The organism is Streptomyces sp. NPDC045778 (assembly GCF_056431945.1).
In genome coordinates this window covers 187,250-213,488 of sequence record NZ_JBWKJZ010000005.1, presented here as the reverse complement: position 1 = coordinate 213,488, position 26,239 = coordinate 187,250, and the positions used below count along the sequence as shown (strand labels likewise).

Sequence of the window (26,239 nt, the reverse complement as noted above, 5' to 3'; positions counted from 1 at the left end):
ACATGCGTCGCGTTCGGTACGACCACAGCGGTGGCCCGGAGGTCCTGCGGCTCGAAGAGGTCCCGGTGCCCGAGCCGGGCCCCGGTGAGCTGCTCGTGCGCGTCGCCGCGGTCGGTGTGACGCTGCCCGTCGTACGCAAGGTGCGCGAGTCCCCCGAGCCGATCCCGCTCGGCGGTGAGGTCGCGGGCGAGGTGGCCGGGCTCGGCCCGGGCGTCACCGGCTTCGCGCCCGGTGACCGCGTCACCGGCCTGGTCTTCGGGCACGGCTACGCCGACTACGCCCTGCTGCGCACCGCCATGGCCTCCCCCGTGCCGGACGGCGCGAGCGCGACCGAGGCGGTGGCCCTGGTCCGCAGCGGCCTGGTCGCCTTCGGTGCGCTCCGGGCGGCACGGCCCGCGCCGGGCGAGGCCGCGCTGATCACGGGGGCGGCGAGCGGTGTGGGCCATCTGGCGGTGCAGCTGGCCGCGCTGGGCGGCGCCGGGCGGGTCGTGGGCGCGGTGTCGGACCCGGCCAAGGCCGAGTTCGTGCGCTCCCTGGGCGCCACCGACGTGGTCACGTACGACCGGCGGGGCTGGGGCGAGCCGGTCGACTACTGCCTGGACGCGGTGGGCGGCGAGCTGCTCACCCCGGCCCTGGCCGCGCTCGCCCCCTGCGGCCGCCTCGTCGCGTACAGCTCCGGCGGCGGCACCGTGCCGGCGTACGACCTGCTGGTCGGCGCGAAGTCCGTGACGGGATTTCAGATGGCACTCATCGCCCGGGACCACCCGGAGACCTACGAGGCGTGGCGCCAGGAGCTGTGGCGCCTTTTCGGGACGGGCGCGCTGCGGCCCGCCGTGCACGCCGCGTTCCCCCTGGAGGACGCGGCAGGGGCGCACGAGGCCATCGAGTCCCGCGTCAACCTCGGCAAGGTCGTCCTCGTCCCGTAGCGGCCGATCGGGTGGCCGCCCCGGCGGCGTTCTCACCCGTTGGGAGGGTTGATTCCGGGCCCGCTCGCCCGTATGGCTTCAGGTTCCCGCACGGTTCTTGTGCGCTCCCAGCGGCCCAAGTAGCGTCAGCGCCCCGCACCTTGGACATGGGATGTCCATATGTCCGGTCTATATGGTCACTACGAAGGGCCCGCCGTATGCCGCTGAGACACCGCGCACGCCCCGGACCTGCCCGGCTCGCTCCCTGCGCCCACCCTGCCCGCCCGCGCGCGCCCCGGCGCGCCGTCGCCGCGCTGACCACCGCCACCGTCACCGCGCTGGCCCTGCCCGCGGCCCTCGGCGGGCCGGCCGCGGCCGGGGACAAGGCCGTGGCCTCCTTCGAGCAGCAGGTCCTCTTCAAGGCTTCCCAGGATCCCGGGTACACGTGCTTCCGTATACCGGCCGTCGTGAGGACGACGAAGGGGACGCTGCTCGCCTTCGCCGAGGGCCGTGTCAACGACTGCAGCGACGCGGGCGACATCGACCTCGTCCTCAAGCGGTCCCACGACGGCGGGCGCACCTGGGGGCCCATGCGGGTCATCAACGAGGGCGACGGGGACACCCACGGCAACCCGACGCCGATCGTGGACCGGAAGACGGGCCGGGTCGTGCTCGCGGAGACCTACAACACGGGACGCACGGACGGCAAGAACTGCGAGGCGCCGTGCGACCGCACCCCGCACCTCCAGTACAGCGACGACGACGGCGTGACCTGGTCGAAGCCGCGGGACCTGAGCAAGGAGATCCTGCCCGCGCACTGGAACTCCTGGTACGCGACGGGGCCCGTGCACGGCTTGCAGCTGACCCGGGGCCGCCACGAGGGCCGCCTCGTCTTCGCCGTGAACGCCGAGACGTGGAGCGACGGCCGGGTCACGGCCAACCACGCCGCGCTCGTCGTCAGCGACGACGGCGGCGACGACTGGCGGCTCGGCGCCACCGACTCCTACCCCGTCGACGCCACCGACGGAACGTTTAGGCAGAAGCCGTCGGAGATGACCGTCACCGAGCGCAAGGACGGCTCGATCTACGTCAGCGGGCGCGAGCAGGACGGCACCGACCTCGGGCACCGCTCCCACACCGTCAGCCGCGACGGCGGCGACAGCTTCATCGCGCCCTTCCGCCCCCAGCCCGACCTGTACACGCCCCAGGTGCAGGGCTCGACCCTGCGGCTCGGCGACCGGCTCCTGCTCGCCAGCCCGGGCGACCCCGACCGGCGCCGCACCATGACCGTCCGGTCCTCCTACGACGGCGGCCGCACCTGGGACAGCTTCGACCGCGGCACCGTCGTCTCCACCGACTGGTCCGGCTACTCGGACATGGTGCACGCCGACGCCGACCACGTGGGCCTGATGTACGAGGGCGGCCCGGTCGACGCCCGCGACGAGATCCGCTTCGCGCGCTTCACCGAGGACTGGCTGAAGCCGCGGCGCGGACCCGACCCGCACACGAGCGACTGGGCACCCGGCGCACCCGGCGCCGCGGTGCTCGGGGGCGCGCGCTCCACGGACGGCGTCACCGGTGACGCGCTCGCCTTCGACGGCACCGACGACGCGGTCCGTCTGCGCTACCGCCCCCAGCTTCCGCTCGGCACCCGGGACTTCACCCTGTCCCTGTGGTTCCGTTACTCCGCCACCAGCGGGGAGCAGCCCATGCTGTGGATGGGCGGCGTCGGCACGAACCAGCCCCAGGTGTGGCTGCGCGGCGAACCCGCCGCCAACCGCGTCACCGGCCTGATCACCACCCGCGACGGCGGTACGCCGCCCCGCTCGGCCTCCCTGAGCACCCAGGGCGCGTACAACGACGGCGCCTGGCACCACGCCGTGCTGCGGCGCGGCGCCGGGACGCTCACGCTGGTCGTGGACGGCACCGCGCAGTCCCGCCCCGACGTGCCGGGGACGGTCAGCCGCAACTCGCCGTTCGGCGTGCACATCGGGCAGCGCATGGACAGCCGCGCCCACTTCGCCGGATCCATCGACGAGGTGCGGGTCTTCAAGCGGGCCCTGTCCGACACGGAGGTCGACGAGCTGGGTTCGCCCGGCGGGTCGGGCCGGGGGCGGACCGGCCGTTCCGCTGTGACACCGGACACCGTCGCCTGGCTCCCCATGGACCGCGTGCGCCCGAGGAACTAGCGTCCCGGGCGTGTCCCAAGCCACACGCCCGCTCACCGGTCCGACGGAGGCGAACCGGCAGCGGGGCGGCCCCGGTTCACCCGTGCTGTGGGTCGCCCTGCTGCTGGTGCTCGTCTGCGCCGCCGTGCTCCTGAGGGCCCTTCCGGACGACGAGGACGACCGGAGGGGCCCTGCGGCGTGCACCGCGCGCGGCGTGGACTCCTGGCAGCCCGAGGACGACCTGACCCGCGCTTTCGCCGCGTACGGCGACGACGCGGCGCGCGACGACGACTGGAGCGGCGGCGACGGCACCCACTCGGTGGAGCTGCCCGACGGGCGCGTCCTGTGGCTGTTCTCCGACACCTTCCTCGGCCGGGTGCACCCGCCGCCCAACCAGCAGGGCCAGCCGCACAAGTGGCGCGACGGCGGCGCTCCGATGGTCCGCAACTCCGGCGTGGTGCGGTCCCGTTCGGGAGCCCTGGAGAGGACCCTGCCCACGCCCCTGTTCCACGACCCGGGGCCCGGGCAGTGGCGCTGGCCGGTCGCCGCGAAGGTCGAGCCGCGCACGCCGGGCGGCGGCGAGAAGGTCGTGCGGGTCCTGCTGTGGACCCGTGCCGCCGGCCCCAAGCCGTGGATCTTCGGGGTGCCCGCCGCCACCGAGGTCGCCACGCTCACCCTGCCCGACCTCGCCCTCGAAGGCATCACGCAGATCTCCGACCAGCGCGGTGTCCCCGACCCCGAGCGGCGGGTGCTGTACGGCACCACCACGGTCGACGACGACGGCTGGACGTACGTCTTCGGCGGCAACGACGCGCAGACCGCCTCGCGCCCCTCCTCGCACGCCTACGTCGCCCGCGTCCCGCACGGCGGCCTCGGGAACCCCTCGGCCTGGCGCTACTGGGACGGCTCCCGGTGGTCGGGCGGCGGCGCGAGGCCGCGCTCGGTCCTCGGCAACAACGACGAGGTAGGCGTCGGCAGCGCGTTCACCGTGGTCCGGGACGGCGGCACGTACGTGCTGTTCACGATGGCCGCGGGCGCGCGGGGCCTGACCACCGTCACGTCGTACTGGGCGTGCGCGCCGAGCGGGCCCTGGCACGGCCCCGCCAAGGGCTTCTCGCCGCCGCTGCCCGCGGACGCGGCCGCGTACAACCCGCAGGCGCACCCCGCCCTGAGCGGCGGCGGGCGCCTCGTCCTGAGTTACGACGTGAACGCGCCGGACGCCACGGCGACGGCGGGCGGGCAGGCGAACGTCAACCGGAACGTGGAGCTGTACCGGCCGCGGTTCGTGACGCTGCGGCTCTCGCGGCCGGGGTGAACTCCTCCGGGTCGTGGGAGCGGCGCTTGGCGATCACCGCGCCCACCATGAGCTGCATCTGGTGGAAGAGCATCAGGGGCAGGACCGCGAGCGAGGCCTGCGCGCCGAACAGGACGCTGGCCATGGGCAGCCCCGCCGCCAGGGACTTCTTCGACCCGGCGAACTGGATCGCGACCCGGTCGGCGCGGCCGAAGCCGAGCCGCTTCGCGCCGTACCAGGTCAGCGTGAGCATCAGCGCGAGCAGCGCCGCCTCCACGCCGAGCAGCGCGGCGAGCCGGGCCGGGGTGACCTGGCTCCAGATGCCGCGCACCATGCCCTGGCTGAACGCGGTGTAGACGACGAGCAGGATCGAGCAGCGGTCGACGAGGCTCAGGACCTTCTTGTGCCGGGCGACGAATCCCTCCCGTCGCCCGCCACCACCCTGCCTGACGCGCTTCGCGCGGCTCCTCCATTCTCCGCAGCGCCGCAGCAGCTGCCCGGCGAGGAACGGCACGAGCAGCTGGAGCACGATCTTCAGGAACGCGTCGGCGGAGAAGCCGCCGCCGGTGTCCGCGAGCAGCCAGGCCACGAGCAGCGGCGTGAGCACCACCCCGGCGAGCGAGGAGAAGGTGCCCGCGCAGATCGCCGCCGGGACGTTCCCGCGCGCGAGGGAGGTGAAGGCGATCGAGGACTGGATCGTCGACGGCACCAGGGTCAGGAACAGGAAGCCGCTGTACAGCGCGGGCGTCAGGACGTGCGGCACAAGACCCTTGGCGGCGAGGCCGAGCAGCGGGAACACCAGGAACGTGCAGAGCAGCACGGTGAGGTGCAGCCGCCAGTGCCGCAGCCCGTCGAGGGCCTCCCGGGTCGAGAGGCGGGCGCCGTAGAGGAAGAAGAGCAGCGCGACGGCCGTGGTGGAGGCCCCGGACGCCACGTCGGCCGCGGTGCCGCGGGCGGGCAGGAGCGCGGCGAGGCCGACGGTGCCGAGCAGCACCGCGATGAAGGGGTCGACCGGCATCCACGACGGCCAGGACGGGCGTTTCACAGTGCTCCGTGCTCTCGGGGGTCTCGGTTCCTCGGGCCCGTCCACGGGCCGGGCCCGGTACGTGCCCTCTCCATGGTCCTCCTCCTCGGCGCGATCGGGAATCCCGTACACCGCTCTGACTGTCATCACGTACCGCGATAACCTGGCGCGGTGTACGACCCCGCTCAGCTGCGTACGTTCCTCGCGGTGGCCCAGACGTTGAGCTTCACGCAGGCCGCGCGCCGTCTCGGCCTGCGCCAGTCGACCGTCAGCCAGCACGTGCGCCGCCTGGAGGACGCGACCGGGCGGCCGCTGTTCGCGCGGGACACGCACAGCGTGGAGCTGACCGAGGACGGCGAGGCGATGCTCGGCTTCGCGCGCCGCATCCTGGAGGCGCACGAGCAGGCGACGGCGCACTTCACCGGTGCCCGGCTCGGCGGGCGGCTGCGCTTCGGCGCGTCCGAGGACTTCGTCCTGACCCGTCTCACCGACATCCTGGAGTCCTTCCGGCGCGGCCATCCGGAGGTCGACCTGGAGCTGACGGTCGAGCTGTCCGGCACGCTGCACGAGCGCCTGGACGCGGGCCAGCTCGACCTCGTCCTCGCCAAGCGGCGCCCGGAGGACCCGCGCGGCGAACTGGTCTGGCACGACGGCCTGGTGTGGATCGGCGCGCCGCGCCTGCGCCTGGAGCCGGGGCGCCCGGTGCCGCTCATCGTGTACCCGCCGCCGGGCATCACACGCGCGCTCGCCCTGCGGGCCCTGGAGCGCAGCGGCAGGCCCTGGCGGATCGCCTGCACCAGCGGCAGCCTGAACGGCCTGGTGGCCGCCGCGCGCGCCGGGCTCGGCGTGATGGCGCACTCGCGCGGCCTGATCCCGCCGGGCCTGGTGCGGGTCTCCGACCGGCTCGGCCTGCCGGAGCTGGGCGCGGTGGACTTCGTCCTCAGGCACGGCGAGCGGCGCCCGGCCGGGCCCGGCGCCCACGCGGCTGCGGACGCCCTCGCGGCGGCGATCCTGGCGGGCGGGGACCGGTTGCAGCGCGGTCGCGGCTAGCGCGTGGGCTGGTACGTCAGCTGCTTCACCCGGCGCAGGAACGGCGTCGTCTCTACGTGCTGGACGCCCTCCAGGCGGCCGAGCTTCTCGCTGAGGTAGGCGTACAGGCCCGCCGTGTCCTTGGCGACGGCCGTCGCCACCAGGTTGGAGGGGCCGGCCGTCGCGGCGGCGTAGGCGATCTCGTGGTGCCCGGCCAGGGCCTTGCCGACGGACGTCAGGGCGGCGGGCGCCGCGGTGATCCACAGGAGCGCGCCCGTGTGGTAGCCGAGGGCCTCGGCGCTGTACTCGATGTCGACGTAGACCGCCCGGGACTCCAGGAGCGCGGTCAGGCGGCGCTTGACCGTGGACTCCGAGAGGCCGGTGGCGCGCTGGAGTTCGGGGTATCCGGCGCGGCCGTCGGCTTCGAGCGCGGCCACCAGGGGCTCGTCCTCCGGCGCGATGTGGACCGGCCCGTCGGGGCGCGCGGGGAGCTTCGGCGTCAGCGCCGCCAGTTCGGCCGCGCTCAGCGGCGCGAGCTTGCCCAGCCAGCCGCACGGCCCGCCGAAGAAGGTGTGCAGGAGCTGGTGGGCGCGGATGTCCACGATGTGCGGGGTGCGCGGCAGCTTGCCGAGGAGCAGGTCGTGATCGCCCTGGGTGCGGGGCTTGGTCATGCACAGGACCTCCGTGCCGCCGGAGGCCAGGCCGACCCAGAACGTGTCGGGGCGGCGGGCGAGCGCGTGCGCGATGGTCTGCGCGCCGTCCGGCGCGCAGCGAAGGCGGAGCATCCAGTGGTCCTGGCCGAGCCGCTCGGCGTTGCGCAGCACGACGACCCTGAGGCCGGCCTCGGCGGTGAGCCGCCGGAAGCGGCGCGCGACGGTCTGGTCCGAGACGCCGAGCACCGCGGCGAACTTGCTGAACGGGGCGCGCCCGTCGGTCTCCAGAGCCTGGAGCAGCTTCCGGTCCAAGTCGTCGAGAGTGGAGGATTCCATCGCTGCACGCCCCTGAGATGTCGAATTCCACCGCCAGAAGATGATCAACCATCACGATCGTCCGGCGCCCACGGATCGTACGACATCGGAGCCACCGCCCGGTGGCGTACGGATCAGACGGATCAGGAAACGGGAGAGACACCATGCGCTCATGGGGGCCGCTGACCGCGGTGTGCCTGGGTACCTTCATGCTGCTGCTCGACGTGACGATCGTGGTCGTGGCGCTGCCCGACATGGCTCGGGCCCTCGACGCCTCGCTCAGCGATCTGCAGTGGGTCATCGACGGCTACGCGCTCGCGCTCGCCGCGCTGCTGCTCGGCGTCGGCGCCGCCGCCGACGTGATCGGCCACCGGCGCGTGCAGGTCGCGGGCACGGTCGTCTTCGCACTGGCGTCGCTGGGCTGCGGGCTCGCGGCGAACGCGGAACTGCTCGTGGCGGCGCGCGCCGTGCAGGGCCTTGGGGCCGCCGCGATGTTCGCCACGACGCTGCCGCTGCTCGGCGCCGCCTACCAGGGCAAGGAGCGCTCGATGGCGCTCGGCGTGTGGGGCGCGGTGAGCGGTGCCGCCGCCGCGCTCGGGCCGATCGCCGGCGGGCTGCTCACCGAGGGTCCCGGCTGGCGCTGGATCTTCTACGTCAACCTGCCGGTGAGCGTGGCCGCGGTGTGGCTCACGCTGCGCGCGGTGCCGCCGTCGCGGGGGCGCGCGGAGCGGCGCGTGGACTGGGCGGGCACGGCGACGTTCGTGCTCTTCGCGGGCGCGCTCACCTTCGGCGTGGTGCGGGCGTCGACGGTCGGCTGGGCCTCGGCGCGCACCGGTGTGACGCTCGCGGTGGCGGCGCTCGCGCTGCTCGCCTTCGTGGTGGTGGAGCGCAGGGCCGCGCATCCGCTGCTCGATCTGCGGCTGCTGCGCAAGCCCGCGTTCACGGGCGTCCTGATCGGCGCGATCGGCTACAACGCGGCCGCGTTCGGCGTGATCCCGTACTTCTCGATCTGGTTGCAGACGGTGCTCGGCATGAGCCCGGTGCGCGGCAGCCTGGTCCTGCTGCCGCTCTCGCTCACGTCGTTCGTGGTGGCGGCGGTCTGCGGGCGCCTGCTGCACGGGGTGCCGGGGCGGTACGTCATCGGCGTCGGCCTGCTGCTCATCGGCGCGGGCGGCCTCACGACGGCGGTGCTCGACGCGGGCTCGTCCTGGGGCGCGCTCGTGCCGGGCCTCGCCATCGCGGGCGTGGGCATCGGCCTGGTCTCGCCGGGGCTCGCGGGCGCCGCGCTCGCCGCGGTGCCGCCGCGCGACGCGGGCATGGCGGGCGGCGCGGTGAACACCTTCCGGCAGCTCGGCTACGCCCTCGGCGTCGCCGTCTTCGGCACGGTCCTCACCTCCCGGATGCAGGACACCCTCGGCCACGACGCGGCGCACACCGTGGCGGGCGGCGGGGCGGACGCCGTGCGAGGCGCGATAACGGAGCACAGCGTGCGCGAGGCGTTCGCGGCCGGGCTCAACGGTGCCTCGCTCACGGCGGGCATCACCGGCCTCGTGGCCGGGGTCGCCGTCCTCGTGATGGTCCGGACCAAGCGGGCGGCCGACGCGGGTCAAGAGGCCGCCGGGCTCGAACGCACGCCCGGAAGCGCGGCCGGGAGCACGCCCGAGAAGCAGCTCCAGGCGTAACTTCCGCGTACAGATTCGGTGGAGATCACACCACCGGAACTTACTCATCCGTCAGGAAACTGTCCGGCCCTTCCCCTTGTGGCCGCATTTCACCGGCTGACCTGTGACGATCGTGCCCATCGGCCCGTTCCCCACCCCCCTCCCGCAAGGGACCGGGGTGGGGTACCGTCACCGGCGCTGTGCGGAGCGCCACAAGGAGCACCATTGCGCGAGTTCACGAACCCTCCCCTGGCGTCGGCTCCGAGGGTGGGCGGCCTTGCCGACGCCGTCTTCGACCATGCCCTGGAGGATCCGCTCCGCGTCGCGCTGGGGCGCAAGGGCCCCGACGGCCGCTGGCGGGACGTGACCTCGGCACAGTTCCGCGACGAGGTCCTCGCGCTCGCCAAAGGCCTGCTCGCCCGGGGCGTACGCTTCGGCGACCGGGTCGCCGTCATGTGTCGCACCCGCTACGAGTGGACGCTGTTCGACTTCGCCCTGTGGACGGTGGGCGCGCAGGTCGTGCCGGTCTACCCGACGTCGTCGGCCGAGCAGGTCCTCTGGATGCTGCACGACGCGCAGGTCACGGCGGCCATGGTCGAGCACGAGGACCACGCGATGACGATCGGCTCGGTCGTGGACCGCCTTCCGCTGCTGCGCTGCCTGTGGCAGCTCGACGAGGACGCGGTGCGCGACCTCGGCGAGGCGGGCCGCGACCTGGACGACGAGGTGGTGCACCGCCACCGCCGCGCGGTCACGCCCGACTCCGTCGCCACGGTGATCTACACATCCGGCACCACGGGCCGCCCCAAGGGCTGTGTGCTCACCCACGCGAACTTCATGTTCGAGGTGGACACGGTCATCCGGCGCTGGGAGCCGGTGTTCCACTCCAAGCGCGGCGACGAGGCCTCGACGCTGCTCTTCCTGCCGCTCGCGCACGTCTTCGGCCGCATGGTGCAGGTGGCCGCGGTGCGCGGCCGGGTCAAGCTCGGGCACCAGCCGAGCCTGAGCGCGGCGGAACTGCTCCCGGACCTGGCCGCGTTCCGGCCCACGTTCTTCCTCGCCGTGCCCTACATCTTCGAGAAGGTCTTCAACGCGGCCCGGCGCAAGGCCGAACGGGAGGGCAGGGCGGGCCCCTTCGACAAGGCCGTGGACGTGGCCGTGAAGTACGCCGACGCGATGGAGGCCAGGGCCTTCGGCACGGGGCCCGGCCCCTCGGCGGGCCTGCGGATGCAGCACCAGCTCTTCGACAAGCTGGTGTACGCCAAGGTGCGCGAGGCGATGGGCGGCCGGGTGCGGCACGCGATGTCCGGCGGCTCGGGCATGGACCGGCGCCTCGGCCTGTTCTTCGCGGGCGCGGGCGTCACCGTCTTCGAGGGCTACGGCCTCACCGAGTCCTCGGCCGCCGCGACCGCCAACCCGCCCGAGCGCACCCGCTACGGCACGGTCGGCCAGGCCGTCCCCGGCACGACCGTGCACATCGCGGACGACGGCGAGGTGTGGCTGCGCGGCCCCCACGTCTTCCAGGGCTACCTCAACGACCCCAAGGCCACCGACGCGGCCCTGCACGACGGCTGGCTCGCCACCGGCGACCTGGGCGCCCTCGACGAGGACGGCTACCTCACGATCACCGGCCGCAAGAAGGAGATCCTGGTGACCTCCGGCGGCAAGAGCGTGTCCCCCGGCCGGCTGGAGGAGCGGGTGCGCGACCATCCGCTTGTCGCGCAGTGCATCGTCGTCGGCGACGACCGCCCCTATGTCGCGGCGCTCGTCACCCTGGACGCGGAGGCCGTCGACCACTGGCTCGCCATGCGCGACAAGCCCCCGCTCTCCCCCGCCGACCTGGTGCGCGACCCGGACCTGGAGACCGAGGTGCGGCGCGCGGTCATCGCCGCCAACACCCTGGTCTCCCAGGCCGAGTCGATCCGTACGTTCCGGATCCTGGCGCACCAGTTCACCGAGGAGCACGGCCTGCTCACGCCCTCGCTCAAGCTGAAGCGCAAGGCCATCGAGCAGGCGTACGCGGACGAGGTCGCGGCGCTGTACCCCTGACGGGCCGGTGTTCGCCTCGGACGGGCCGGTGTCCGCCTCGGACGGGACGGTGTCCGCCTCGGACGGGACGGTGGGCCCGTGGCGGCCCGCCGGTGACGCGCGGGCTAGCCGATCGAGACGCGCAGGATCTTGTCCGCGCCGTCGGGTTCGCCGCCGTTGTTGTCGGCGTTGGTGGTGGTCAGCCACAGCGCCTTCGCGCCCGGCACGGCCGTCACGGCCCGCAGGCGGCCGTACCGGCCGACGTAGAACGCCTTGGCGGAGCCCACGTTCTCGCTGTCGGCGTTGAGGGGCACGCGCCACAGGCGCTCGCCCTTGAGGGCCGCCATGTAGACCGCCCCGTCCACGACGGCGATGCCGCTCGGTGAGGCCTCGGCGACGCCCCAGGTCTTCTTCGGGTTGGTCATCCCTGACACGTCGCAGTGCCCCTCGCAGGTGGGCCAGCCGTAGTTCTTGCCGGGCTTGACGAGGTTCAGCTCGTCCCTGGTGGCGTCGCCCAGCTCGGCCTCCCACAGGCGGCCCTGCGGGTCGAAGGCGATGCCCTGCGGATTGCGGTGGCCCAGGCTGTAGACGAGCGTGCCGAAGGGGTTGCCGGGGGCGGGATCGCCGTCGCGGGTCAGGCGCAGGACCTTGCCGTTGAGGGAGTTCTTGTCCTGGGCGAGGCCGCGGTCCTGGGCGTCGCCCGTGGTGGCGTACAGGAAGCCGTCGGGGCCGAATGCGAGACGGCCGCCGTTGTGGTACTTGGCCTTCTTGATGCCCTTGACCAGGATCGTGTAGCCGCTGAGCGAGGAGCCGTCGTAGGTCATGCGGGCGATGCGGTTGCCCTCGGCCGCGGTGTGCATGACGTACACGTAGTGGTTGGCGGCCCACCGCGGGTCGACGGCGACGCCCATGAGGCCGCCCTCGCCGCCGGTGGTCTGCGCCTCCGGTACCGTGCCGACCTGCTTCTTCGCGGTGCCGTCCGCCGACACCGACCAGAGGCGGAAGTCGTCCCGCTCGGTGACGAGCGCGGACTTGCCGTCGGGCAGCCAGGAGGTGCCCCACGGTATGGTCCAGCCGCTGGAGAGGGTCTTGACGCCGGTGGGCTCGCCTGCCGGGGCGGGCGGCGCGGCCGCCGCCCCGGGGGCGTGGGTCAGGAGTCCCGCGGTGAGGACGGCGGTGGCCGCGAGGGCCACCCTCCGGGCGGTCGGCCTGCTGGTGCCGTGCATGGGTGCCTCCTGGGCTGGGGGGGTGGGAGATACCGGTACGACGCGTCAGACGAGCTGGTAGGCGCGCAGGTCGGACAGGCGCATGTAGGTGTCCCGGAGCGAGCCGGAGGTGTCGCCGAGGGAGCGGTAGATGCCCCACTTGGGCCGCACCCGGTCGGCGAGGAAGGTGTCCACGCCGGACGCCTCCCGGTCGATGACCGTCGTACCGCCGCTCGTCAGGATCCAGCGCACGGAGCCCGCCGAACCGTCGCCGATCGTGATCCGGAAGTCGACGTCGGTCCACCGGTCGTGCAGCGGCTCCAGGTCCGTGCGGCCGACCAGGACGTCCCGCTCGAAGACCTTCAGCTCGACGGTCTGTCTGCCGCCGGTGCGGCGCAGGGACTGCACGACGATCGGCGCGCTGCCCGTGCCGGGCTGCTTCATCTGCATGATGTGCGTGAACGTCGTGGTGGCCATCAGTGAACTCGGCAGGTACATGCGGTAGGTGAGCCGCCAGGTCTGGCCCTTGCGCCACGTCAGATAGGTGTCGCCGGTGCGGCAGCCGGTGACCTCCTGGCGCTGGCGGTCGGTGCTGGTGTCCCGGTCGACGGTGTGGATGTCGAACCGGAAGGTGTCCCCGTCGGCGCGGATGTGCGGCCTGGCCTCCGGGTGCGAGCCCGCGCGGTCGTCCTCCAGGGTCTCGAAGGCCCGGGTCCCGACCTCACGGGCGGACGGCGCCCAGCGCAGCTGCCATCCGGCGGCGGTCGCCGCCCCGGCGGGCGGTGCTCCAGCGGCCGTGGCGGCGGCGCCGAGTGCCGCGCCCAGTACGGCCCTTCGCGACGGGGTCATGCCCGGCTCACCTCTGTTTCCGCAGCTGTTCGTTCATGAGCAGGAAGGCGCCGAGCCCGTGGAGGTCGTTGGTCCGCCGGGGCCGGTTGACGTAGAAGGCGTAGTCGCCGACGTTCGTGCCGACGGAGATGTCGGTGAGGTCGGTCAGGCCGTCGGGGCCGCGTGAGATCTTCTCCAGGACGCCCCGGTGACCGCGCCGGGCGACCTCGCGGTACGCCGCGGAGACGTAGCCCTTCTCCGCGGCGCGCGCGAGGGCGTAGGTGAACATGCTGGAGCAGGACGTCTCGGTCCAGTTCCCCTCCCGGCCGCCCTGGTCGGCGACCTGGAACCAGCGGCCGGTGGCCGGGTCCTGGGCGCGCGCGATGCCCGCCGCGAGCTTGCGTACGACGCCGATGAGCCGGTCGCGGCCCGGCCGGTCCTTCGCGGTGGCGTCGAGGACGTCGACGGCCGCCATCGCGTACCAGCCGATGGCCCGGCACCACTGCTCGGGGGCGCGCCCGGTCTCCTTGTCGGCCCAGGCGGCGGCGCGCGACTCGTCGAAGGCGTGCTGGAACAGGCCGTTGTCCGCCTGGAGGTGGCGGGCGTAGGTGTTCAGCTGCTCGACGGCCTCCCGGTCGGTGTACGCCTCGTCGTCGAACTCCGCGCCGTACTCGACGAGGAACGGGGTCACCATGTAGACGCCGTCCGACCAGAGCTGGTGCGCGCGGCTCGCGGTGTCGGCGTGCCAGAAGCCGCCGTCGGACGTGCGCGGGTAGGTCTTCAGGCGCTCCCGGATCTTCGCCGCGGCGATCCGGTAGCGGTCCTCGCCCGTCTCGTGGTGCAGGATCACCAGGAGGCGCCCCGCCTGCACGCTGTCGAGGCTGTTGTACTTCTGCGCGGTGTTCCCGTCCTTGTCGACGAACCGGTCGACGTATTCCTTGATGTACGTCAGAGAGCGCTCGTCGCCGGTGCGCAGATAGGTGCGGTACTGGCCGTAGAGGTAGAGCCCGACGGGGTACGACCAGCCGCCGATGGACGTCGGCGTGTGGCGGGCCATGGTGGACTCGACGAGGGCCACGGACCAGTCGTCGGCGGCAGGTGTCGGTGAGGCGGCGGCCGGGGTCGCGGGGGCCGCGGGGGCCGCCCCCACGAGTCCCGCCAGGGCGAGGGCGCACGCCGCCAGGGCTGTGCCGGGACGTCTCATGATCCTCCTTCGCGGTAGGCGTAGCCGCCCTTGGCCCGCGCGGGCTGCCGCGCGGCGTCGACGAGGGCGCGCACGACCCCGTGGTCGGGCGAGCGGTGGCAGGCCGGGTCCGTGCGGGCGGCGTCACCCGTCAGGGCGTACGCCTGGCAGCGGCAGCCGCCGAAGTCGACCGTCCGCAGCTCGCAGGAGCGGCAGGGCTCGGGCATCCAGGCCTCGCCGCGGTAGCGCGTGAAGGCGGGCGACGACCGCCAGATCCAGTCGAGCCGCCGGTCCCGCACGCTGGGGGCGGCGGTGCCGAGGAGTCCGGCGGCGGCCGGGCAGGGCAGGACCGTGCCGTCGGGCGCGACGGTCAGGGACACCGCGCCCCAGCCGCCCATGCACGGCTTGGCGGTGGCGTCGACGTAGTCGGGCACCACCCACACCAGTTCCATGCGCCCGGCGAGGCAGGACCGCCACCGCTCGACGGCGGCGCGGGCGCGGGCCACCTGCCCGGGGTGCGGGAGCAGGGCGTCGCGGTTGCGCAGGGCCCAGCCGTAGAACTGGGTGTTGGCCAGCTCGATGCGCTCCGCGCCCCAGGCGAGGCCGAGTTCCACGAGGGCGTCGAGCGCGTCCAGGTTGGCGCGGTGCAGGACCACGTTCAGGCCGAGCGGCAGCCCGGCGTCGCGGACGAGGCGCGCCGCCCGCTCCTTGGCCGCGGTCGCCCGCGCCCCGGCGATGCGCTGGGCGGCGCGCGGGTCGGTGTGCTGCACGGACAGCTGGACGCTCCGCAGGCCCGCGGCCACGAGGGCGGCGAGCCGGGCCTCGTGCAGGCCGACGCCGCTCGTGACGAGCTGGGTGTGGATCCCGGCGCCGTCGGCGGCGGCCACGATGTCCGGCAGGTCGCGGCGCAGCAGCGGCTCGCCGCCGGACAGATGGGTCTGGACGACGCCCAGGTCACCGGCCTGGCGGAAGACGTCGGCCCACTCCTCACCGGACAACTCGGCTGACCGGCCGACCAGTTCGGTCGGGTTGGAGCAGTAGGAGCAGCGCAGCGGGCAGCCGTGCGTCAGCTCGGCGAGCAGCGCCCAGGGAGGCTCCGGAGGGGGCGGCTCCGGCGGCGGCTCCGGAGGCGGGGGCGGCTCCGGCGGCGGTGGGGCGGTGGTCATCGCAGCCACCCCTCGTCGCGCAACTTCTCCAGGAACACCGGCACTTCGGCCGCGACCGGGGCTCCCGGGTGGCGCCGCGAGAGGTCCGCGACGATCTCCTCCACGTCGCGCTCGCCGTCGCACAGCGCCACGATGCCGCCCGCGGCGCCGCGCAGGACCACCACCCGCTCGGGCAGGACGAGCAGGTCGACACCGCGCACCCGGTCGTGCCGGAGCATCACCGAGCGGGCGAGCACGGGCCGCCAGTCGAGTCGTACGAGGTCGGTCACGGGACTCACCCCTTCGCTGCGGCCCCGGCGGGGCCTCGGTCGACGGCGTCGAGGAGTGTCCACAGCACGTCGCACTTGAAGGCCAGCGCGGCCACGGCCCGCTCCTGCTGCTCGCGGGTGCGGGCCCAGGCGCGGACCAGGCCGAGCGCCTCCTGTCCGTCGCGGCCGCCCTGTTCCACCCGGCCGCGGAAGTAGGCGAGTCCTTCGGCGTCGATCCACGGGTAGTGCCTCTCGAACGCGGCGATCCGCGTGCGCATCAGGTCCGGGGCCGACAGCTCGGTGAGCGAGGCCGCCACGGCGTCGAGGGCGGGCCGCAGCCGGCAGAAGTTGACGTATCCCTCGACGGCGAGCCGCACCCCCGGCAGCACCCGGGACGCGTCCCCCAGCTCGTCGCGGCCGAGGCCCGCCGCCTCGCCGAGCCGCAGCCAGCGCTCGATGCCGCCCTCGCCGGGGCGCTCGCCGTCGTGGTCCCGGATCCGCCGCAGCCAGCCGCGGCGCAGCGCGGGGTCGTCGAACTTGGCCAGGATCAAAGCGTCCTTGACGGGGATGTGGCGCTGGTAGTGGAACCGGTTGGCGATCCAGCGGCGCAGCTCGCCGGGGCTGAGGGCGCCCTCGTGCATCCGGACGTTGAAGGGGTGGCGGTCGTGGTAGCGCTCGGCGGAGACGGCCCGCAGCCGCTCGGTGAGTTCGTCGGGCGTCCACGGCTCGCGCTCGCCGGGCACCGTGCCGTCCAGGGTGGCTGTCCTCACAGCTCGATCACCATCCGCTCCGCCGCGACGTCGAGGCCCCACGCGGCGAGCTGCTCGTGCTGCTCGGCGCCGGGGTCCCCGAGGGGGTTCGTATTGTTCAGATGCGTGTACAGACAGCGGCCCGGCAGGCGGGCGAGCCGGTGCGCGGTACCACCCGGACCGGTGATCGGCAGATGGCCCATCCCGGTGGCGGTGGTGCGCGAGAACCCGGCCCGCAGCGGCTCGTCGTCGTCCCAGAAGGTGCCGTCGACGAGGACCACGTCGGCCTCGCGGGCGGCGTCCTCGAAGGCGTCGGTCCAGGCGGCGAGGGCCGGGGCGTACAGGACGGTGGCGCCGGTGCCGGTGTCTCGCAGGCGCAGGGCGACGGACCAGGCGTCCCCGTCGGCCGCGGGACCGGTGGCGTCGGCCGCCGGACCGGTGGCGTCGGCCGCGTAGCGCGGGCGCTTGGCCGAAACGGGCACCGCCCCGGCCTCGATCCCGCCGCCCTCGTCCAGGGGCGTGCCCGCGCCGGTCAGTTCGCGCCAGCGGAGCGAGGTGTAGGGGCCGAGGACGGCCCCGAGGCCGAGCCCCTCACGGACGGCGCGGAGCACCGGCGCGGTGGCGAACACGTCCACGCCGTCGCGGGCCTCCCGCAGCCGGGCGATCCCGAGGGTGTGGTCGAGTTCCGCGTCGGTGAGCAGGACGCCCGCGACCGGGGAGCCGCGGACGTCGGCCCCGGGGTCGGGCAGCAGTTCGGGGCAGGCCTCGATCTGCTCCCCGATGTCGGGGGTGGCGTTGACGAGGTACCAGCGGCCCGGGCCCGCGCCGACGGCGAGCGAGGCGTGGCGCCGGCGGCGCCCCGGGTGGGCGCGTGCCCCGGCGCAGCCGGGGCACGCGCAGTTCCACTGGGGCAGCCCGCCGCCCGCCGCGGTGCCGAGCACGTGCAGCAGCACGGCCGGTGCTTATCGGTCGGCGAGGCGGTACGCGGTGACCTCCAGCGAGGTCTCGACGACCGTGTACTCGGGTGTCTGCCAGGCCGTGGGGTCGACCGGGCCCGGGGAAAGCTCCGACGTCTCAGGGTCGTGGCTGTTCATGGGCATGTCCTGCCTTCCTGAAGAAGTGGGGGTTCAGGAGCCACTGGGATACACCACCATGGGTGTGTGGAGGGTGTTCACATGGATGGCCTGCGTTCAGTGACGTGCAACAGAGTCGCGGCCTGACGGGACGCGGTCAATGGTTCGGACCGATGAGGTCGGAGCCATATCCGGCCAATCTCCAGGCGCTGTGCCTATTTCCGTGCGGCCCGGGCCCCCCAGGAATGCGGCACGGCCTCTGATCGTTGACCATGGACGTACCACCCGACGACCATAAGGATCGAGAGCTCGTGAGCAAGGTCCCCCCGATCATCCTGAACAACGGCATCGAGATGCCCCAGCTCGGCTTCGGCGTCTGGCAGGTGCCGGACGACGAGGCGGAGCGGGCGGTCGCGAAGGCCCTGGAGTCCGGGTACCGCAGCATCGACACGGCGGCCGTCTACGAGAACGAGACGGGCACCGGCAAGGCCATCGCGGCCTCCGGCGTCGCCCGCGAGGAGCTGTTCGTCACGACGAAGCTCTGGAACAGCGCGCAGGGGTACGACTCGACGCTCCGTGCGTTCGACGACTCCCTCGGCAAGCTCGGCCTCGACTACGTCGATCTGTACCTGATCCACTGGCCGATGCCGGACAAGGGCACGTACGTCGACACGTACAAGGCCTTCGAGAAGATCCTCGCGGACGGCCGCGCCAAGTCGATCGGCGTCTCCAACTTCCTGCCGGAGCACCTGGAGCGCCTCATCGACGCCACCTCGGTCATCCCGGCGGTGAACCAGATCGAGCTGCACCCGCACCTCCAGCAGCGCGCGGCCCGTGAGTACCACGCGCAGCAGGGCATCGCCACCGAGGCCTGGTCGCCGCTCGGCCAGGGCAAGGGCCTCCTGGAGGTCCCGGCGATCGTCGCGATCGCCCAGAAGCACGGCCGCACCCCGGCGCAGGTCGTCCTGCGCTGGCACCTCCAGCTGGGCAACGTGGTCATCCCCAAGTCGGTGACCCCGTCCCGCATCGAGGAGAACATCGCGGTGTTCGACTTCGACCTTGACCCGGAGGACATGGCGGCGATCAGCGCGCTGAACGAGGACCGCCGGCTCGGCCCCGACCCGGCGGACTTCCACGTCGCCTGAGCGCAATCACCCGCCCGGGACTCCCCGGGCGCCTCACGGCCCGCCCGCGCCGCCACCGGTCCGCCGGTGGCGGCCCAGGCGGGCCAGGTCGTCCTCGAAGGCCCGGACGCCGCGGTGCGCGGGGCCCAGCGCGGGGGCGAGACGCGCCACCGCCACCGCCGCCTCCAGCACCTCCACGGCCCGCGGGACCTGGCCCCCGGCGGTGTACGCCTCGACGAGGTTCCTGGTCATCGCCACCGTGCGCGCGTCGTCGTCGCCGAACAGCTCGGCGCACCGGCGCAGCGCGGTCCGGTACGTCGCGGCGGCGCGCCTGTACTCCCCCGCCTCCAGGTGCGTGTAACCGAGGTAGCTGTCCCCCCACCGCGCCTGCCGCGCCAGCAGCGCGTTCTCGAACATCGGCAGAGCCCGGTCCACGACTCCCAGGTCTCCGGGGCGGCCTCGCCGAGCACCTCGCGGCTGCGCCGCAGTGCCTCGCCGTACGCGTTGATCGCGTCGGGCAGCCCCTCCGCGGAGGGTGAGCGTACGCAGCTCCAGGAACTCCCGCCACAGGGAAATCTACGTCCGTCGGCGCGCAGGGGATACGCCTCCCCTCACCCCAGCTACTCAAGTTTGACTAGAATGGCGGGATGGCTGAGAAAACCGTTCCGATGCTGCCCTGTCAGTCCCTCCAGCCGGTCGTCGACTTCTACACCGCGCTCGGGTTCGAGACGACCTTCCTCCAGAAGAGCCCATACGCGTACGCCGTCGTCGAACGCGGCTCCGTGGAACTCCACTTCTTCGGCATGAGGCAGTACGACCCCGCCGAGTCCTACTCGGGGTGCTACGTCTTCACGGACGACGTGGACACGCTGTACGCGGCGTTCCGGGCCGGGCTCAAGGCCGCGTACGGGAAGGTGCCGCGGCGGGGGCTGCCCCGGATCGGGCCGCTGAAGGACATGTCGTACGGCGTGCGGCAGTTCCTGGTGACCGACCCCGCGGGCAACTGCGTCCGCGTCGGGCAGCAGACCCGTGAGGACCAGAGCCACCGGCCCGTGCCGAAGGAGACCTTCGCGCGGGCGCTGCACATCGCCGACCTCTTCGTCGACGCCAAGCAGGACCTGACGGGCGCCGCCAAGGTCATCGACCGGGCCCTGACCCGGGAGGACGAGCGGCCCACGCCCGCGCAGCACCTGCGGCTGCTCGTGCTGCGCGGGGACATCGCCCAGCGGCAGGGGGACGACGCGCTGGCGGAGCGCCTCCTGAAGCAGGCCGCGGGGATCGAGGTCGACGACGCCGCCGGGGGCGGGGCCGACGAACTCACCGAGGAGGAGCGGGAGTTGGTGCGCGACGCGGTGGCGCGCCTCGGAGAGCTGCGGTCGTAGGGCGGGCGCGGGGCCCCGGGGCGGGCGGGCTCCGGGGCGGGCGGGCTCCGGGGCGGGCGGGGCCCCGGCTCAGCCCTCCTTCACCGCCACGTGCACCGTGTGCGCGACGAGGAGGAAGACGTCCCCTCGGCGGTGCAGGCTCTGTGCGTCCTCGGGGTCGAGCAGCCGGTTCAGGACGGCCGCGTCGTCCGCCGCGAGTCCCTCTCGTCCCTCGGTGTTCGCCAGGTCGCGGTAGCGCTCGAAGGTGGAGATGACGTGCGCCCGGGCCCGCTCGTCCAGGGGCGCGGGCAGGTCGAGCAGGAACGAGCGGGTGGCCACGTGGCGCAGGCCCGCCGCCGCGAGCAGCGCGGCCCAGTCCTCGGTGACCTCCGCCGCGCCCGGCAGGGCGGCGCGCATGCCCGAGAACCACTCCTCGTTGGCCGCGTCCAGGCGGGCCTGGAGGCCGGGGCGGCCCACGCCGATGTCACGCGGCAGGCTGCGCGGCGGCAGGCCGCCTTCGAGGACCGCGAGCGCGCCGCCCGGCGCGAGCCGCTCCCCGAGCGCGGTGAGCGCGGCCACCTGGTCGCCCACGTGGTGCACCGAGCGCGCCGCCCAGATCAGGTCGGCGGGCGGCAACGCGCCCAGGCCGTCGGGCAGTTCCGCCCGGTGCGCGCGCACCCGGCCCGCCAGGCCCAGCCGGGCCGCGCGCGCCTCGGCCCGGTCGAGCAGGGCCCGCTCCGGGTCCGCCGCGACCACCTCGGCCTTGGGGAACGCCTCCGCGAGCAGACACGTGACCACGCCCGGGCCGCTGCCCGCGTCGACGACCAGGGACGGCTCGGCGCCCTCGGCGCGCAGCTCCCGCAGCCACGCGGCGACCTGCTGGTACACCGGGGCCGTGACCTCGGCGTTCTGCTCCAGGACGGGGGCCATGTCGGCCCAGTCGATGTCGTGATCACCGTGCCCGTGCCCGTGGCCGTGGCCGTGCCCCTTGCCGGAGCCGTGGCCGTGGTCATGGCCGTGCGCGCCGGTCTCGGTCTCGTACGCCGTCATCGTTCCGCCGCCCTCTCAGCTGGTCTTCGCGAACGCTGCCAGCTTGCGTCGGCTTTCCCGGGGCGGCCACTTCCCTTGCCGTTTCGGCAAACACTGTTTCGGCAGACGTCGTTTCGGCGACGCCGCCCCGGTCGCGCTCACCCCGCCGCGGTCTTCGTGAACGCGCGCAGCGTGAACTCCGGGTCGGGCCGCGGCACGTCCTGGTCCGGCAGCTCCGCGAGCCGCGCCGCGTACCCCCGCGCCATCGCGCTGTCCCGGGGAACGCTGGTGAACCAGCCGCGGAACAGGTCCTCGGTCGTGCTGCGCGGGCTGCGCCCCTGGCCGTGGCCGGTGAAGCGGGCGCGGCCCGCGGGCGCGAGCCCGCACGCCGCGGCGTAGCCCTCGACGCGGGCCGCCCCGTCCACGGGCGTGCGGACGGGGCGGCCCGCCAGGGCGGCGTCGATGTCGCTGCCCACGTCGTGGGACGCGGCCTTGTCGACGGTGGTGACGAAGCGGCCGCCGGGCCTGAGGACCCGGGCGCACTCCGCCACCACCGCCCCGGCCACCGCCGGCTCGGCGAACAGGTGCAGCAGCCACACCGTGGCCACCGCGTCGAACGTGGCGTCGGGGAAGGGCAGCCGGCGGCTGTCGGCCAGCACGACGGCGCCCGGGACCCGGTCGGCGGCCATGCGCGCCATCGCGTACGTCACGTCGACGCCGGTCACGCCGAGGCCCGGCCGGCCGGCGAAATGCCGGGTGACGAGGCCCGTGCCGCACGCCACGTCGAGCAGGGTGCGGGTGCCCGGCTCAAGCAGCGACAGGACCGCGGCGGCAGCGGCGGCGGCCCGTGGCTCGCCGCCGCGCGACGCGTCGTACCGGACGGCCTCCTCGCCGTAGTCGAGCATCACGCCCTCGCACGGGCCCGAGGTCACGCGGCACCGTGGCCGGGGGCCAGCTCCTCGACCCTGCGGGCGAGTTCGAAGTCGCGCTCGGTGAGGGCGCCGCCCGCGCTGTGGGTCCGCACGGCGAGCGCCACCGTGTCGTAGCCGAGGGTGATCTCCGCGTGGTGGTCCAGCTCCTGCTGCGCCTGGGAGATGTGGACGACGAACGCGGTGGCCGCGTAGTGCGAGCCGAGGCGGTAGGAGCGGGTCAGGCCGCCCCCTGAAGCGGCTGTGCGCGCAGTGGTCCCGGTGGGCTCGGTGGGCTCGGTGACGGACCAGCCGGGCAGCTCGGCGAGCCGGTCCTCGATCTCCTTCTGCGACAGCGGTTCGAGAGGCATGGCCGCGCTCCTTCGTTCGTGCCGGGGGTCTCCTGTCAGCCTGCCACAGCACCTCGCGGGGGCGGCACTCAGCGGCGCGCGCATTCCGTCGCGAGATCGTCCGCGAGCGCCGCGATCACCGCCCGGCCCTCGGTGACCCTCAGCCAGTCGCCCGGAAGGCCGTGGTCGCCGTGCAGGGCCCCGAGCAGGTTGCCGCAGACCGCGCCGGTCGAGTCGCTGTCACCCGAGTGGTTCACGGCGAGGGTCAGGGCGTCCTCGACCCGGGGCGCGGCCAGGGCCGCGTACACCGCGATCGCGAGGGCCTCCTCGGCGACCCAGCCCGCGCCCAGGGACTCCACCGTGGCCGCGTCGGGGTCCCCCGCGGCGGCCAGGTCGACGGCGCGGGCGAGCGCGGTGGACGTCTCCTCGTGCCCGGGGTAGCGGGCGAGCAGCCGCAGGACGCGCAGGACCGCGCCCTCCAGCGAGTCCCCCGCGACCAGGTGCGCCACGACCGCGGCGAGCGCGCCCGCGGCGTAGTGCCCTGTGGGGTGGCCGTGCGTGATCTGCGCGCAGCGCGCGGCCAGCTCGAAGGCCCGCCCCGCGGGGGCGCGGGTGAGCCCGAAGGGCGCCGAGCGCATGACGGTGCCGCAGCCCTTGGACTCGGGGTTGACCGGTCCCGGCGGCCCGAGCGGGGCGCCCGGGTCGGGGGCGTGGGCCCGGGCCAGGCCGCTGAGGCAGGCGTCGCCGGGCGCGCGCTGGGCGTAGAGCCAGGGCTGCGCGGCGAGGCCGCCGCGGGCGTCCGGCGCGGGGCCCGGCCGGTTCTGCGTGTCCAGCCAGCGCAGATACGCCTCCAGGACGAGCCGGGGCGCGGCGCCGCCGATGCCCTTGCGGCGCTCCCTGGCGTGGGCGAGCTCCAGGGCCTCGACGGTGAACAGCGTCATCTGCGTGTCGTCGCTGACCCGGCACACGCCCTCGGCGTCAGGCAGCGGCCCGGTCACGCCGCGCGGGCCGTGGGCGGCGCGGATGGCCGCGAGCGAGTCGAACTCGACCGCGTAGCCGAGCGCGTCGCCGACCGCGCCGCCCAGCAGACAGCCGCGCACCCGCGCGCGGTAACCGGCTGCGGCCTCCCAGGACAGCGGGTCCCACGGGTTGTTCATCTCCGTCACGCACCACTCTCGTTCGCGTTCGCCATGCGGGGCTCCTCGATTACCGTCAGGGGTATGACAACTCTCGCTCCTGGCAAGCGGAACGGCAAAGGCGGGGCCCCGCGCGCGGGCACGCCGTCCGAGGTGGGCGCGCTGCTGCGCGGCTGGCGCGAGGAGCGGCGCGTCAGCCAGCTGGAACTCGCGCTGCGCGCCGAGTCGTCGGCGCGGCACATCAGCTTCGTGGAGACCGGCCGCTCGAAGCCCAGCGAGGAGTTCGTCCTGAAGCTCGCCGAGCACCTGGACGTACCCGTGCGCGAGCGCAACGCACTGCTTCTCGCGGCCGGGTACGCGCCGCGCTTCCGGCAGACCCCGCTCGACGACCCGTCGATGGCCGCGCTGCGCACGGGCCTCGAACAGCTCCTTCAGGGCTACGAGCCGTATCCGGCGCTGGTCGTCGACGCGACGTACGACGTGGTCGCCGCGAACCGGGGCATAGCCGCGCTCCTGGACGGCCTGCCCGAGCAGCTGCTCGCGCCGCCCCTGAACGCGATGCGGATCGTGCTGCACCCCGAGGGGCTCGCCCCGAAGATCCGTAATCTGCGGGAGTGGCGCGGCCATCTGCTGCACCAGATGGAGCGTCAGATCGCGCTCCAGCGGTCGCGCGCGCTGCGTGCGCTGTACGAGGAGGTGGCGGCCTACCCGGTGGCGGACCCGGGTGAGGACACGGCGGCGGACGGACAGGTGCCGCACTTCGCGCTGCCGCTCAGGATCGAGCACGAGGGCCGGGTGCTGTCCTTCATCTCCTCGATCTCGACGTTCAACACGCCGATGGACGTGACCGTCGCCGAGCTGGCCGTCGAGACCCTGCTGCCCGCCGACCCGGCGACGGTCAAGTACCTTCAGGGCCAGGGCTAGCCGGTCCCTTCCTGCCGTTTCCCGCCGTTCTCCTCGTCGTCGACGATCTCCGCTTCTACCACGCCCTCGTCGGCCGGCCCCCGTTCGCCGGAGTCCTCCGGCCGCGCCCCGGCCCCGGCGGCGTCCGCGGCCGCGTACATGGCCTGCCCCATCTTCTGGCTGACCGTGGCAAGCTTCTCGGCGGCGGCGCGGACGACCTGCGTCTCGCCGCCGTCGAGGGCGCTCTTCACCTCGGCGGCCGCCGCCTCCACCTCGGTCCTGGTGTCGGCGGGGATCCGGTCGCCGTGCTCGCGCAGGAACCGCTCGGTCTGGTGGACGAGCTGCTCGGCCTGGTTGCGGGACTCGGCGGCCTCGCGCCGCTTGCGGTCCTCCTCCGCGTACTGCTCGGCCTCGCGGACCATCCGGTCGATGTCGTCCTTGGGCAGCGCGGAGCCGCCCGTGACCGTCATGCGCTGCTCGCGCCCGGTGGCCTCGTCCTTCGCCGACACGTGCATGATCCCGTCGGCGTCGATGTCGAAGGTGACCTCGATCTTGGGCACACCGCGCGGCGCGGGCGGAAGCCCGGTCAGGTCGAAGACACCGAGCTTCTTGTTGTACGCGGCGATCTCGCGCTCCCCCTGGAAGACCTGGATGCCGACCGAGGGCTGGTTGTCCTCGGCGGTGGAGAAGGTCTCCGAGCGGCGCGTGGGGATGGTCGTGTTGCGCTCGATGAGCTTGGTCATGATGCCGCCCTTGGTCTCGATGCCGAGCGACAGCGGGGTCACGTCGAGCAGCAGGACGTCCTTGACGTCGCCGCGGATCACCCCCGCCTGGAGGGTCGCGCCGACGGCGACGACCTCGTCGGGGTTGACGCCCTTGTGCGGGTCCCTGCCGGTCAGCTCCCTGACCAGGTCGGTGACCGCGGGCATGCGGGTGGAGCCACCCACGAGGATGACGTGGTCGATCGCGGTGAGCGGGACACCGGCGTCCTTGACCGCCTGGTGGAAGGGGCCCTTGCAGCGGTCGAGCAGATCCGCGGTGAGTTCCTGCAACTGGGCCCGGGTGAGCTTCTCCGCGAGGTGCAGCGGCCCTTCCGCGGAGGCGGTGATGTAGGGCAGGTTGATGTCGGTCTCGCTGGAGGAGGACAGCTCGATCTTCGCCTTCTCGGCGCCCTCGCGCAGGCGTTGCAGGGCCATCTTGTCCTGGGCCAGGTCGATGCCGTACGCGTTCTTGAACTGTCGTACGAGGTAGTCGACGATCCGCTGGTCCCAGTCGTCGCCGCCGAGCCGCGTGTCGCCGTTGGTGGCCTTGACCTCGATGACGCCCTCGCCCATCTCCAGGAGCGACACGTCGAAGGTGCCGCCGCCGAGGTCGAAGACGAGGACGGTCTGGTCGTCGCCCTTGTCGAGGCCGTAGGCGAGCGCGGCGGCCGTCGGCTCGTTGACGATCCGCAGGACGTTCAGGCCCGCGATCTCCCCCGCCTCCTTGGTGGCCTGGCGCTGGGCGTCGTCGAAGTACGCGGGCACGGTGACCACGGCGTCGGTGACGTCCTCGCCGAGGTAGGACTCGGCGTCCCGCTTGAGCTTCTGCAGGACGCGCGCGGACAGTTCCTGCGCGGTGTACCGGTGGCCGTCGACCGCGCCGCTCTCCGGGAAGTGCCAGCCCGGGTCGCCCATGTGGCGTTTGACGGAGCGCGCGGTGCGCTCCACGTTCGTCACCGCCTGGCGCTTGGCGACCTCGCCGACGAGCACGTCGCCGCTCTTGGCGAAGGCGACGACCGAGGGCGTGGTGCGGGCGCCCTCCGCGTTCGCGATGACGGTGGGCTCGCCGCCCTCCAGGACGGCGACCACGGAGTTGGTCGTGCCGAGATCGATGCCGACCGCACGTGCCATGTCCAAC

General features: G+C 73.8%; 25 protein-coding genes. 9 read left to right on the top strand and 16 right to left on the bottom strand.

Going from position 1 to position 26,239, the window contains the following annotated elements:
• Positions 1-2 precede the first annotated feature (2 nt).
• The 3 genes from AC07GB_RS08965 to AC07GB_RS08955 all read left to right on the top strand — a co-directional run bounded on the left by AC07GB_RS08965 (position 3) and on the right by AC07GB_RS08955 (position 4,388).
• Complete coding sequence (locus AC07GB_RS08965) at positions 3-926, top strand: quinone oxidoreductase family protein (protein WP_478843044.1); 924 nt, start codon at positions 3-5, stop codon at positions 924-926.
• 197 nt (positions 927-1,123) lie between these two features.
• Positions 1,124-3,094 carry an exo-alpha-sialidase gene (locus AC07GB_RS08960; RefSeq protein ID WP_478843042.1) on the top strand — a complete coding sequence of 657 codons (1,971 nt, stop codon included), beginning with the start codon at positions 1,124-1,126 and terminating at the stop codon, positions 3,092-3,094.
• A gap of 10 nt (positions 3,095-3,104) precedes the next feature.
• Positions 3,105-4,388, top strand: a complete 1,284-nt coding sequence (locus AC07GB_RS08955) for a DUF4185 domain-containing protein (RefSeq protein ID WP_478843040.1) — start codon at positions 3,105-3,107, stop codon at positions 4,386-4,388.
• Here AC07GB_RS08955 and AC07GB_RS08950 read toward each other — a convergent pair.
• Positions 4,324-5,412 (bottom strand): bile acid:sodium symporter family protein, encoded by a 1,089-nt coding sequence (locus AC07GB_RS08950; protein ID WP_478843039.1) that lies wholly within the window; start codon positions 5,410-5,412, stop codon positions 4,324-4,326. The genes AC07GB_RS08955 and AC07GB_RS08950 overlap by 65 nt on opposite strands.
• A gap of 150 nt (positions 5,413-5,562) precedes the next feature.
• Between AC07GB_RS08950 and AC07GB_RS08945 the strand changes: the two genes are divergently transcribed.
• Positions 5,563-6,441, top strand: a complete 879-nt coding sequence (locus AC07GB_RS08945) for a LysR substrate-binding domain-containing protein (RefSeq protein WP_478843037.1) — start codon at positions 5,563-5,565, stop codon at positions 6,439-6,441.
• Here AC07GB_RS08945 and AC07GB_RS08940 read toward each other — a convergent pair.
• A complete protein-coding gene (locus AC07GB_RS08940; RefSeq protein ID WP_478843035.1) occupies positions 6,438-7,409 on the bottom strand; it encodes an Lrp/AsnC family transcriptional regulator in 972 nt (323 codons plus the stop codon). The genes AC07GB_RS08945 and AC07GB_RS08940 overlap by 4 nt on opposite strands.
• Positions 7,410-7,552: 143 nt before the next feature.
• Between AC07GB_RS08940 and AC07GB_RS08935 the strand changes: the two genes are divergently transcribed.
• Positions 7,553-9,070, top strand: coding sequence for an MFS transporter (locus AC07GB_RS08935; RefSeq protein ID WP_478843033.1), 1,518 nt, complete (start codon positions 7,553-7,555; stop codon positions 9,068-9,070).
• A gap of 204 nt (positions 9,071-9,274) precedes the next feature.
• On the top strand, positions 9,275-11,098 hold the full coding sequence (locus AC07GB_RS08930; RefSeq protein WP_478843031.1) for an AMP-dependent synthetase/ligase: 1,824 nt from the start codon (positions 9,275-9,277) through the stop codon (positions 11,096-11,098).
• 104 nt (positions 11,099-11,202) lie between these two features.
• Here the strand turns inward: AC07GB_RS08930 and AC07GB_RS08925 are convergent, their stop codons facing one another.
• From AC07GB_RS08925 to pqqA, 8 genes are read right to left on the bottom strand one after another with little or no spacing between them, the layout of a single operon-like run.
• Positions 11,203-12,303, bottom strand: coding sequence for a PQQ-dependent sugar dehydrogenase (locus AC07GB_RS08925; protein WP_478843029.1), 1,101 nt, complete (start codon positions 12,301-12,303; stop codon positions 11,203-11,205).
• Between the two features lie 45 nt (positions 12,304-12,348).
• Positions 12,349-13,131: a Tat pathway signal sequence domain protein gene (locus AC07GB_RS08920; RefSeq protein WP_478843027.1), complete on the bottom strand. Its 783-nt coding sequence runs from the start codon at positions 13,129-13,131 to the stop codon at positions 12,349-12,351.
• A gap of 7 nt (positions 13,132-13,138) precedes the next feature.
• A complete protein-coding gene (locus AC07GB_RS08915; protein WP_478843025.1) occupies positions 13,139-14,314 on the bottom strand; it encodes a glycoside hydrolase family 88/105 protein in 1,176 nt (391 codons plus the stop codon).
• Positions 14,311-15,459 carry a pyrroloquinoline quinone biosynthesis protein PqqE gene (gene pqqE, locus AC07GB_RS08910; RefSeq protein WP_478843023.1) on the bottom strand — a complete coding sequence of 383 codons (1,149 nt, stop codon included), beginning with the start codon at positions 15,457-15,459 and terminating at the stop codon, positions 14,311-14,313. The genes AC07GB_RS08915 and pqqE overlap by 4 nt, the downstream gene beginning before the upstream one ends.
• Positions 15,456-15,728 carry a pyrroloquinoline quinone biosynthesis peptide chaperone PqqD gene (gene pqqD / locus AC07GB_RS08905; protein ID WP_478843021.1) on the bottom strand — a complete coding sequence of 91 codons (273 nt, stop codon included), beginning with the start codon at positions 15,726-15,728 and terminating at the stop codon, positions 15,456-15,458. The genes pqqE and pqqD overlap by 4 nt, the downstream gene beginning before the upstream one ends.
• 5 nt (positions 15,729-15,733) lie before the next feature.
• Positions 15,734-16,462, bottom strand: a complete 729-nt coding sequence (gene pqqC / locus AC07GB_RS08900; RefSeq protein WP_478843304.1) for a pyrroloquinoline-quinone synthase PqqC — start codon at positions 16,460-16,462, stop codon at positions 15,734-15,736.
• Between the two features lie 11 nt (positions 16,463-16,473).
• Positions 16,474-17,409, bottom strand: a complete 936-nt coding sequence (gene pqqB, locus AC07GB_RS08895; protein WP_478843019.1) for a pyrroloquinoline quinone biosynthesis protein PqqB — start codon at positions 17,407-17,409, stop codon at positions 16,474-16,476.
• Positions 17,410-17,418: 9 nt separating this feature from the next.
• The gene (gene pqqA / locus AC07GB_RS08890) at positions 17,419-17,556 is read right to left on the bottom strand and encodes a pyrroloquinoline quinone precursor peptide PqqA (protein WP_478843017.1); all 138 of its coding nucleotides are present in this window, start codon (positions 17,554-17,556) and stop codon (positions 17,419-17,421) included.
• Positions 17,557-17,882: 326 nt separating this feature from the next.
• Between pqqA and AC07GB_RS08885 the strand changes: the two genes are divergently transcribed.
• Positions 17,883-18,674 carry an aldo/keto reductase gene (locus AC07GB_RS08885; RefSeq protein ID WP_478843302.1) on the top strand — a complete coding sequence of 264 codons (792 nt, stop codon included), beginning with the start codon at positions 17,883-17,885 and terminating at the stop codon, positions 18,672-18,674.
• 33 nt (positions 18,675-18,707) lie between these two features.
• Here the strand turns inward: AC07GB_RS08885 and AC07GB_RS08880 are convergent, their stop codons facing one another.
• Positions 18,708-19,088 (bottom strand): tetratricopeptide repeat protein, encoded by a 381-nt coding sequence (locus AC07GB_RS08880; RefSeq protein WP_478843015.1) that lies wholly within the window; start codon positions 19,086-19,088, stop codon positions 18,708-18,710.
• 212 nt (positions 19,089-19,300) lie between these two features.
• Between AC07GB_RS08880 and AC07GB_RS08875 the strand changes: the two genes are divergently transcribed.
• Positions 19,301-20,035, top strand: coding sequence for a bleomycin resistance protein (locus tag AC07GB_RS08875; protein ID WP_478843013.1), 735 nt, complete (start codon positions 19,301-19,303; stop codon positions 20,033-20,035).
• Positions 20,036-20,104: 69 nt separating this feature from the next.
• On the opposite strand, the gene AC07GB_RS08870 is transcribed toward AC07GB_RS08875, so the two are convergent.
• The 4 genes from AC07GB_RS08870 to AC07GB_RS08855 form a co-directional block, all read right to left on the bottom strand.
• The gene (locus AC07GB_RS08870) at positions 20,105-21,064 is read right to left on the bottom strand and encodes a class I SAM-dependent methyltransferase (RefSeq protein ID WP_478843011.1); all 960 of its coding nucleotides are present in this window, start codon (positions 21,062-21,064) and stop codon (positions 20,105-20,107) included.
• 137 nt (positions 21,065-21,201) lie between these two features.
• A complete protein-coding gene (locus AC07GB_RS08865; protein WP_478843300.1) occupies positions 21,202-21,948 on the bottom strand; it encodes a class I SAM-dependent methyltransferase in 747 nt (248 codons plus the stop codon).
• Positions 21,949-21,971: 23 nt separating this feature from the next.
• Positions 21,972-22,322: a 4a-hydroxytetrahydrobiopterin dehydratase gene (locus AC07GB_RS08860; RefSeq protein WP_478843009.1), complete on the bottom strand. Its 351-nt coding sequence runs from the start codon at positions 22,320-22,322 to the stop codon at positions 21,972-21,974.
• Between the two features lie 68 nt (positions 22,323-22,390).
• Positions 22,391-23,458, bottom strand: coding sequence for an ADP-ribosylglycohydrolase family protein (locus AC07GB_RS08855; protein ID WP_478843298.1), 1,068 nt, complete (start codon positions 23,456-23,458; stop codon positions 22,391-22,393).
• Between the two features lie 63 nt (positions 23,459-23,521).
• Between AC07GB_RS08855 and AC07GB_RS08850 the strand changes: the two genes are divergently transcribed.
• Positions 23,522-24,361, top strand: a complete 840-nt coding sequence (locus tag AC07GB_RS08850; RefSeq protein WP_478843007.1) for a helix-turn-helix domain-containing protein — start codon at positions 23,522-23,524, stop codon at positions 24,359-24,361.
• On the opposite strand, the gene dnaK is transcribed toward AC07GB_RS08850, so the two are convergent.
• On the bottom strand, positions 24,358-26,232 hold the full coding sequence (dnaK, locus tag AC07GB_RS08845; RefSeq protein ID WP_478843005.1) for a molecular chaperone DnaK: 1,875 nt from the start codon (positions 26,230-26,232) through the stop codon (positions 24,358-24,360). The two genes, AC07GB_RS08850 and dnaK, sit on opposite strands and share 4 nt — an antisense overlap.
• Positions 26,233-26,239 lie beyond the last annotated feature (7 nt).

Excerpts from the sequence above, each read along its gene's own strand:
- AC07GB_RS08965 (WP_478843044.1), top strand. The coding sequence starts at position 3 with ATGCGTCGCGTTCGGTACGACCACAGCGGTGGCCCGGAGGTCCTGCGG.
- AC07GB_RS08960 (WP_478843042.1), top strand. The coding sequence starts at position 1,124 with ATGCCGCTGAGACACCGCGCACGCCCCGGACCTGCCCGGCTCGCTCCC.
- AC07GB_RS08940 (WP_478843035.1), bottom strand. The coding sequence starts at position 7,409 with ATGGAATCCTCCACTCTCGACGACTTGGACCGGAAGCTGCTCCAGGCT.
- AC07GB_RS08935 (WP_478843033.1), top strand. The coding sequence starts at position 7,553 with ATGCGCTCATGGGGGCCGCTGACCGCGGTGTGCCTGGGTACCTTCATG.
- AC07GB_RS08925 (WP_478843029.1), bottom strand. The coding sequence starts at position 12,303 with ATGCACGGCACCAGCAGGCCGACCGCCCGGAGGGTGGCCCTCGCGGCC.
- AC07GB_RS08920 (WP_478843027.1), bottom strand. The coding sequence starts at position 13,131 with ATGACCCCGTCGCGAAGGGCCGTACTGGGCGCGGCACTCGGCGCCGCC.
- AC07GB_RS08915 (WP_478843025.1), bottom strand. The coding sequence starts at position 14,314 with ATGAGACGTCCCGGCACAGCCCTGGCGGCGTGCGCCCTCGCCCTGGCG.
- pqqE (WP_478843023.1), bottom strand. The coding sequence starts at position 15,459 with ATGACCACCGCCCCACCGCCGCCGGAGCCGCCCCCGCCTCCGGAGCCG.
- pqqA (WP_478843017.1), bottom strand. The coding sequence starts at position 17,556 with ATGCCCATGAACAGCCACGACCCTGAGACGTCGGAGCTTTCCCCGGGC.
- AC07GB_RS08885 (WP_478843302.1), top strand. The coding sequence starts at position 17,883 with ATGCCCCAGCTCGGCTTCGGCGTCTGGCAGGTGCCGGACGACGAGGCG.
- AC07GB_RS08875 (WP_478843013.1), top strand. The coding sequence starts at position 19,301 with ATGGCTGAGAAAACCGTTCCGATGCTGCCCTGTCAGTCCCTCCAGCCG.
- AC07GB_RS08870 (WP_478843011.1), bottom strand. The coding sequence starts at position 21,064 with ATGACGGCGTACGAGACCGAGACCGGCGCGCACGGCCATGACCACGGC.
- AC07GB_RS08865 (WP_478843300.1), bottom strand. The coding sequence starts at position 21,948 with ATGCTCGACTACGGCGAGGAGGCCGTCCGGTACGACGCGTCGCGCGGC.
- AC07GB_RS08860 (WP_478843009.1), bottom strand. The coding sequence starts at position 22,322 with ATGCCTCTCGAACCGCTGTCGCAGAAGGAGATCGAGGACCGGCTCGCC.
- AC07GB_RS08855 (WP_478843298.1), bottom strand. The coding sequence starts at position 23,458 with ATGAACAACCCGTGGGACCCGCTGTCCTGGGAGGCCGCAGCCGGTTAC.
- AC07GB_RS08850 (WP_478843007.1), top strand. The coding sequence starts at position 23,522 with ATGACAACTCTCGCTCCTGGCAAGCGGAACGGCAAAGGCGGGGCCCCG.
- dnaK (WP_478843005.1), bottom strand. The coding sequence starts at position 26,232 with ATGGCACGTGCGGTCGGCATCGATCTCGGCACGACCAACTCCGTGGTC.